Genomic DNA, 6,169 nt, shown 5'->3' with positions numbered 1-6,169 from the left:
GAGCCTTTTTCATTGCCCCGGCTCAGGGCAATGAAAAATCCTTCTTATCTCTGCGTCCTCTGCTTGCCCGGTTAAATCGGGGTCCCCTCTGGGGTATTTAACTGGGTGCCTCTAGCGAAGCGGGCGAGAGGTAAAACATTTCAGGCTTGGCGTACACTTGAGCTGAAAGAGCCAAAAAGATTTGGTGAATAGTTACAAAAAAAGAAAAATTTGAACCGCAAAGCCGCAAAATACGCAAAGTTTAAGAGGCGAAATCATCCTGTCTTCCTTGGCGACCTTTGCGCCTTTGCGTGAGAATATGTTTTTGGGTTGCGGGCAAAGCCCGCGTAGTATTTTTGATAGACAGCTGTTATGCCAAAGTCAAGCCAAAAGGGCACTGCCATTGTACGTTCATTGGTATCAGGCCAAGTGATTCATGTTTGCACTCTTAACTACATCACAGACCCTTATCAGCCATGTAGGCCACCAGATCGCCGATGCGGCAGGAATAGCCCCATTCGTTGTCGTACCATGCATATATCTTGGCTATGTTTCCGGACTGAACCATGGTGAAATCCGCTTCTACAACTGAAGAACGGGGATCGCCGATAAAATCGGAGGAGACCAGCGGGTCTTCTGAATAGCCCAGGATGCCCTGCAGCGGGCCTTGTGCTGCATTCTTGAGTACTGAGCGCAAATCCTCGGTGCTTGCATCACGTTCCAGCTCGCAGACCAAGTCCACCAGGGAAACAGTGGGTACAGGCACGCGCACGGAAAAGCCCGAAAACTTGCCCGCCATCTCCGGCATAACCAGTGCCACGGCCTTGGCCGCGCCGGTGGAGGTGGGGATCATGTTGCAGGCCGCAGCCCGGGCGCGTCGCAAATCCGAATGGGGCAAATCAAGGATACGCTGGTCATTGGTATATGCGTGAATTGTGGTCATGACCCCTTTACTTATGCCGAACTGCTCGTGCACGACCTTGACTACAGGAGCAAGGCAGTTGGTGGTGCAGGAGGCGTTGGAGATTATGTGATGCCTGTCCGGGTCATATGCGGCCTCGTTCACGCCCATAACGATGGTAATATCCTCTTCCTTGGCGGGCGCGGAAATAATGACCTTTTTAGCGCCGGCCTCCAGGTGCATGGATGCCTTTTCTTTAGTACGAAAAATGCCCGTGCACTCCACTACCACATCCACATTAAAGGAACTCCAGGGAATAAGCCTTGGATCACGTTCTGCACAGTTATGCACAACAAAATCGTCCCCTACGTGTATGGCGTCCCCGTGTACGCTTATGCTGGGTTCAAAGGTGCCGTAGCTGGTATCGCGGGACAAAAGATGTGCATTGGTGTTGATGTCGAAAAGATCGTTCACCGCCACGACTTCTATGGTATCCCGGTGGTATTTCCATATTGCTTTGAGTGCCTGCCGCCCGATGCGGCCAAAGCCGTTGATTCCCACTCGTACCTTCTTGCTCATGTCTTCCTCCAGACGCACCAAAAGTGCGATATTTCAAAATTATATGTATGACCGGCGCGTCAACAGGCTTATGCGCCCACCGGTTCGCTGATTTCTAAAAAAACGTCACTGTTTGGACAGTCAAAAAATATCGTGCAACACTGTGGATTTATTACATTTTGAAAAATTTCAAATGTCCAGATGTTCATAAGATATAACCATCTGAAATCATCAATCTTTATTTTCATTAACAATTAACTTTTAACTCTCCAGATCACTATGTTTTCTGATTAAAACCGCTAGTCCTCAAACACCTGGTAAACGTATTCGTTGGCCAGTTCGCTGGCCCGTTTCAGTGCGTTGTACATGCGGGCGTTTTCCAGGGCGATGCCGCACAGATTGGCAGTGCAGCTCAAAAAATCGAGTTCTTCATCGGTAAAACCACGGAACTCCCCTGCATATACACGCAAAACACCTATGATCCTGTCCCCCTGGGCGGTGAGAGGGACCACCAGCAGCGAGACTATGCCCTCTTCCGAGGCCTGCTGTGGATATTGAAATCGGGGGTCGGTCCGGACATCGGCGATATAGACCGGGTTGCCTTCAAGGGCCTCCTGGTCCAGCTTGCTCTTGGACACTTCCACAGTCCCTTTGTGGGCATATCGTTCACTCAAGCCAAAGTAGGCATCCGGCTTGAGGACGGTACCGGTCCTGTCCAGCAACCGGATGAAGCAACCCTTGGCGTTCATGGCCTTAGTAACCTGCTCAACGATCTGCCCCAGGACCTCTTTGGGCTCAAGGGAGGAATTGACTACCCTGGCGATCTTGTAAATTGTTTTATACAGTTCTTTGGATTCCATGCTGTAACCTGCCTTTTTTAAAAAATTTGAGATGTTGAGGCTCAATCCATTCAAACAGGGTAACTATTAAATTCATAAAGGCCGCGGGTCAACCCGAGATACGGGATACCCATGGGCTGCAGCTTCCGACATTACGGCAGTGCGCCTGGATATCAAAATGTATCTGTTTAGCGCTTTGCATGTGGCATGGGGACTGGCTCTCCCCGCACTGATCTTTAGCTGATGTGAAGATCATTACTGAAAAATAAGTGCGGGGGTGCCTGTACTCTGCTTTCCTTAAAAGCGCTAAAAGATACGTCAAAATAAATCGGGAGAAGGCAGCAAATTTATTGACCCCTGCCCAGAACTATTGAGAACTTACATTATTATGGAGAAAACTATGTCTGTGGAAGCAGCAAAAAAATTCGTGGAAAAAGTCTGTTCCGATGAAAGTTTTGCCAAGGCGCAAGGGCAACATAAGGACCTGCAGGATTTCTGCAACTCCCCCGCGGCCCAGAAAGAAGGGTTCAGCTTCAGCAAAGATGATTTAAGCTCTGTCACCAGGGAGCTTACAGAGCAGCAGAAGGAAAACCTGCGCTGTCACACCGAAGACTGCAACTGGCTCGGAAGCTGATGCTGTTTTTGTCTGCGTCTGCAGAAATGCCGCAGGCGCAGATCCTGAAAACCCTACCCCCTGTCCAGGCAGCGCACCGGCCAAGTGTAAAACTCCACACCCGGTTTGTATCCCACCCCCACAGCCCCCTTGCGCATATAAAGAACGTAGGCCCAGTCCGGCTCAAAAAAACTGGTTGTAGAGGACCAGTAGCCATCCATAAGTCCGGTAAACGGATGTCCCTGAGGCAGTGCCGGTGAATGGGCGGAGGCATCCACCAGGGATTCCAGTTCGTTGATATTGGGCAGCCGCCAATCTTTCCCGCCAGTTAACCGCTGTGCCAGATCCAGAGCCTCTTGCCAGTTTACTGCCCGGCCCGCAAATACAACCGGATCAAGCCAGACCCGGCTGGTCAGATGGTCCGTTACCTCATGGCCCAGCCTGCTGAAGCGGGGAGCAGGCCAGGATTGTCCGGCCGATATATCCGGGTCCTGCCCGGTCCCGGCGCATTCTATCACCTCCCCCCGGGTATTGAAGCACTCTGTCTGCCCGGTGCGGGGAATGTGCACGGAACTGCCCCGCACCGGCCAGGCCAGGTAGCGCTGCTCTTTGCCACCGTAAAACATTCTTGCCCCTTCCAGATGCACATACCAGGCATATGCCCGTGCCAGGGCCGAAGTTGTGGAAGTCCAGTACCATCCCAGGAACACGCCGGTAAAAGGATGGTCTGCCGGAAGGGCCGGTTTTCTTTGCCCGTGAGAAACAACTGAGCGCATCTCTCTTCTGTTGGGCAGTCTCCAGTCATTGTACCCGTCAAAGCCCCCCCTGTTCATCTCCTTTACTTCATCCAGGGCCTGCTGCCAGGTCAGGGGAAAATCAAAAAAATTGGCCTTGAGGGTCCATTCAAGGCCGGTCAGTTCATCGCGTACACGTTTTTTACTTAATGAAGTAAACCTGGAAGCTGGCCACGGAACCCCGGATCTAAAGGCCGCGTCCTGGCAGGTGCCATGGCAGGGTATTTCCCTGCCGGAAAGATCGTAACATTTTTCCAGGCCGGTATGAATTATATTCAAAGTCATTTCTCCCTTTGTGCTTTATGAAGTCTGAACCATACCTTACGCGATAGACAACTGTTTTTTCATAGCTGCCAAATACGGCGGTTGGCAAGCACTTAACAGACAGACAATCAGAGTGTCCCGCCGACAATCTTCCAAAGCGCCGGCCTGGGGAAACCCAATGGAAAGCCGGCATTACTTCCTTACTTTTTCTGTGCTTATGCTGATAATCGGCATCAAGTCACAAGCAGAAAAGCTGGAACAGTTCCAGTGCCAAGCGCTGACCCCCCGCCATAACTCAAAATTTCCTATTTTATGACAGGGTTTCATTGGTAAGTCACTGATAGCGCCTTGACATACTCTAACTCCTGCAATACAATATGTATTACAGAACAGACATTCCGTCAGCGGGAGGGATTAATACCATGACGTTAAGCGTTCGGCTGGACGAAAACACCAGGTACAAACTGCAAAAGACAGCTGAAGCTCTGCGCGTTACCAGGACCGAAGTAGTTCGCAGGTCGCTTCAGGAATACTGTGAAAGGACTCTCAAAGAAATCGAGCAAAGCCCCTACGAACTGATCAAAGATCTGGCCGGATCTGGAGCCAGCGGGCAAGGAGATCTTTCTACCCGGGGAGAGGAAATTCTGCGCAAGCGCTTCGGAAGAAACCAATGATTCTGATGGATACTGGACCGCTGGTGGCCTTTTTTGATCGTTCCGATGCCTGGCACCACAAATGCCTGGATATTCTGAAAGAGGTTAAGGGCCCCCTGGTTTCTGTCTGGCCGGTTCTTACCGAAGCCTTTTATTTATTAAGCTTCTCCTGGCAAGCCCAGGCGGCTCTTTGGAATTTTTTGATCAGAGGCGGAGTCAGGATTGACCATCTGGACAACGATTGTTTGAAGCGCTGCAGGGATCTTATGCAGAAATACAGGGATCTGCCCATGGATATGGCTGACGCAGCTTTATGCGTACTTGCGGAAGCCACAAAAGCCACCACAGTGTTTACTCTGGATCACAAGGACTTCAGAGTATACCAGCCTGCGCATATATCCCGGTTTGAACTGATCCCGGACAGAATATAAGATAAAGCTCAAACACTGCAACAGACAATAAGACCTGGTTCATAAAAGACATGCTTTTCATCCTGGGCTTTTTCCTGGTCTACCTGGGTATGCACTGCTTCACCTGGGCGCGCTTCGCCGCGCAGTTCGGATTCTCTTCAAGAGTCAGGCGCGGTGGCTTCCGGCTTTGCCTGCTCCTGGCACTCAGCCCCATAGCCGCCCATCTCATCCCCCTGTCCTGGCCCGAATCCCTGGTATATATAAGATGGCAGGCTGTCTTTACCTGGCTGGGAGTGATATTTTACCTCTTTTTGCTCCAGCTTGCCTATTTTGTTCTGTAGCTTATCACTACAGCGAAACTTACGATTGACCTTCGGGGGACTGGCTCTCCCCGCACTTTTTTTTCCAATAATACCAAAATCATTTATAATAAAAATAAGTGCGGGGGTGCCTGTCCCCAATTGAGGTACAATATTATATTTTATAAGTTTCGCTGTAGTGTTGTCCGGCCTGTAATGTGAAGGAGCGGTTACAGCCTCCATGTCCGGAGGCAAGGACGCCCATGAGTTGACCGCTGCATGGCAGAGATGGCCCCAGCTAAGGGCCGTGCAGCAGGGCAGGGTGCATGTGGTGGATACTGACGTGTTTGAGCGTCCCACCCCCAGACTCCTGGACGGCCTGGAGATCCTGGCCGGCGGGCGCTCTCCTTTGCGCCGGGATTCCCTGATCCTGGGCGGAGTAATGATTAACGCCTTTTTCGGGGCCATGATCATGTTTCTTATTTCCCTGTCCCAGGATGCCCGGATGCGCAGCATCCTGTTCTGGCTCATGGGGGATCTGTCCATGATCAGCCCGCAGCATCTGCCGGTGCTGCTGATGGTGCTGCCGGGCATGGCAGTGATCTTTGAGCTGGCCCGGCCCATGAATCTTTTGCTCATGGGCCGGGATACGGCCGCTTCCATGGGGGGCAACGTCCGCCTGGTCACTCTGGCCCTTCTGGTCTTTACCTCACTTATGGTCAGCGTGGCTGTCAGCCAGTCCGGGCTTATAGGATTTGGTAATGTTAATGTAGCTGGTCAACGGCCTTTTTCAGGTGATCCAGCCAGATATTGACAAAATCATCGTACTCTCCAGTACCTTTGAGCACTACTTCTGTCT

General features: G+C 51.3%; 8 protein-coding genes. 5 read left to right on the top strand and 3 right to left on the bottom strand.

The genetic code is table 11. From position 1 onward, the window contains the following. Positions 1-436 precede the first annotated feature (436 nt). Both gap and QZP87_RS06685 read right to left on the bottom strand, forming a co-directional pair. Positions 437-1,459 carry a type I glyceraldehyde-3-phosphate dehydrogenase gene (gene gap, locus QZP87_RS06690; protein WP_291322145.1) on the bottom strand — a complete coding sequence of 341 codons (1,023 nt, stop codon included), beginning with the start codon at positions 1,457-1,459 and terminating at the stop codon, positions 437-439. 278 nt (positions 1,460-1,737) lie between these two features. Further along, positions 1,738-2,298, bottom strand: a complete 561-nt coding sequence (locus QZP87_RS06685) for a GAF domain-containing protein (RefSeq protein WP_291322144.1) — start codon at positions 2,296-2,298, stop codon at positions 1,738-1,740. A 379-nt stretch (positions 2,299-2,677) separates the two neighbouring features. Between QZP87_RS06685 and QZP87_RS06680 the strand changes: the two genes are divergently transcribed. Beyond that, positions 2,678-2,911, top strand: a complete 234-nt coding sequence (locus QZP87_RS06680) for a Nif11-like leader peptide family RiPP precursor (protein WP_291322143.1) — start codon at positions 2,678-2,680, stop codon at positions 2,909-2,911. A gap of 53 nt (positions 2,912-2,964) precedes the next feature. Here QZP87_RS06680 and QZP87_RS06675 read toward each other — a convergent pair whose 3' ends face one another. Next, positions 2,965-3,969, bottom strand: a complete 1,005-nt coding sequence (locus tag QZP87_RS06675) for a DUF1566 domain-containing protein (RefSeq protein ID WP_291322142.1) — start codon at positions 3,967-3,969, stop codon at positions 2,965-2,967. A gap of 401 nt (positions 3,970-4,370) precedes the next feature. Between QZP87_RS06675 and QZP87_RS06670 the strand changes: the two genes are divergently transcribed. From QZP87_RS06670 to QZP87_RS06655, 4 genes are all read left to right on the top strand, one after another. Next, positions 4,371-4,622 carry a ribbon-helix-helix protein, CopG family gene (locus QZP87_RS06670; protein WP_291322141.1) on the top strand — a complete coding sequence of 84 codons (252 nt, stop codon included), beginning with the start codon at positions 4,371-4,373 and terminating at the stop codon, positions 4,620-4,622. Then, positions 4,619-5,032, top strand: a complete 414-nt coding sequence (locus QZP87_RS06665) for a PIN domain-containing protein (RefSeq protein WP_291322140.1) — start codon at positions 4,619-4,621, stop codon at positions 5,030-5,032. Before QZP87_RS06670 ends, QZP87_RS06665 begins: the two co-directional genes overlap by 4 nt. Positions 5,033-5,082: 50 nt before the next feature. Beyond that, positions 5,083-5,352, top strand: coding sequence for a hypothetical protein (locus tag QZP87_RS06660; RefSeq protein WP_291322139.1), 270 nt, complete (start codon positions 5,083-5,085; stop codon positions 5,350-5,352). Positions 5,353-5,551: 199 nt separating this feature from the next. Next, complete coding sequence (locus QZP87_RS06655; protein WP_291322138.1) at positions 5,552-6,124, top strand: iron chelate uptake ABC transporter family permease subunit; 573 nt, start codon at positions 5,552-5,554, stop codon at positions 6,122-6,124. Positions 6,125-6,169: the final 45 nt, after the last annotated feature.

The sequence above is a fragment of the Desulfonatronospira sp. genome, from assembly GCA_003563255.1.
In the GTDB taxonomy this organism is placed as follows: domain Bacteria; phylum Desulfobacterota; class Desulfovibrionia; order Desulfovibrionales; family Desulfonatronovibrionaceae; genus Desulfonatronospira.
This window is presented reverse-complemented; position numbering and strand designations above follow the sequence as displayed.

What these genes read in the sequence shown, in the direction of transcription:
- QZP87_RS06670 (WP_291322141.1), top strand. Translation starts at nt 4,371, where the DNA reads ATGACGTTAAGCGTTCGGCTGGACGAAAACACCAGGTACAAACTGCAA.
- QZP87_RS06660 (WP_291322139.1), top strand. Translation starts at nt 5,083, where the DNA reads ATGCTTTTCATCCTGGGCTTTTTCCTGGTCTACCTGGGTATGCACTGC.
- QZP87_RS06655 (WP_291322138.1), top strand. Translation starts at nt 5,552, where the DNA reads ATGTCCGGAGGCAAGGACGCCCATGAGTTGACCGCTGCATGGCAGAGA.
- QZP87_RS06685 (WP_291322144.1), bottom strand. Translation starts at nt 2,298, where the DNA reads ATGGAATCCAAAGAACTGTATAAAACAATTTACAAGATCGCCAGGGTA.
- QZP87_RS06680 (WP_291322143.1), top strand. Translation starts at nt 2,678, where the DNA reads ATGTCTGTGGAAGCAGCAAAAAAATTCGTGGAAAAAGTCTGTTCCGAT.
- QZP87_RS06665 (WP_291322140.1), top strand. Translation starts at nt 4,619, where the DNA reads ATGATTCTGATGGATACTGGACCGCTGGTGGCCTTTTTTGATCGTTCC.
- gap (WP_291322145.1), bottom strand. Translation starts at nt 1,459, where the DNA reads ATGAGCAAGAAGGTACGAGTGGGAATCAACGGCTTTGGCCGCATCGGG.
- QZP87_RS06675 (WP_291322142.1), bottom strand. Translation starts at nt 3,969, where the DNA reads ATGACTTTGAATATAATTCATACCGGCCTGGAAAAATGTTACGATCTT.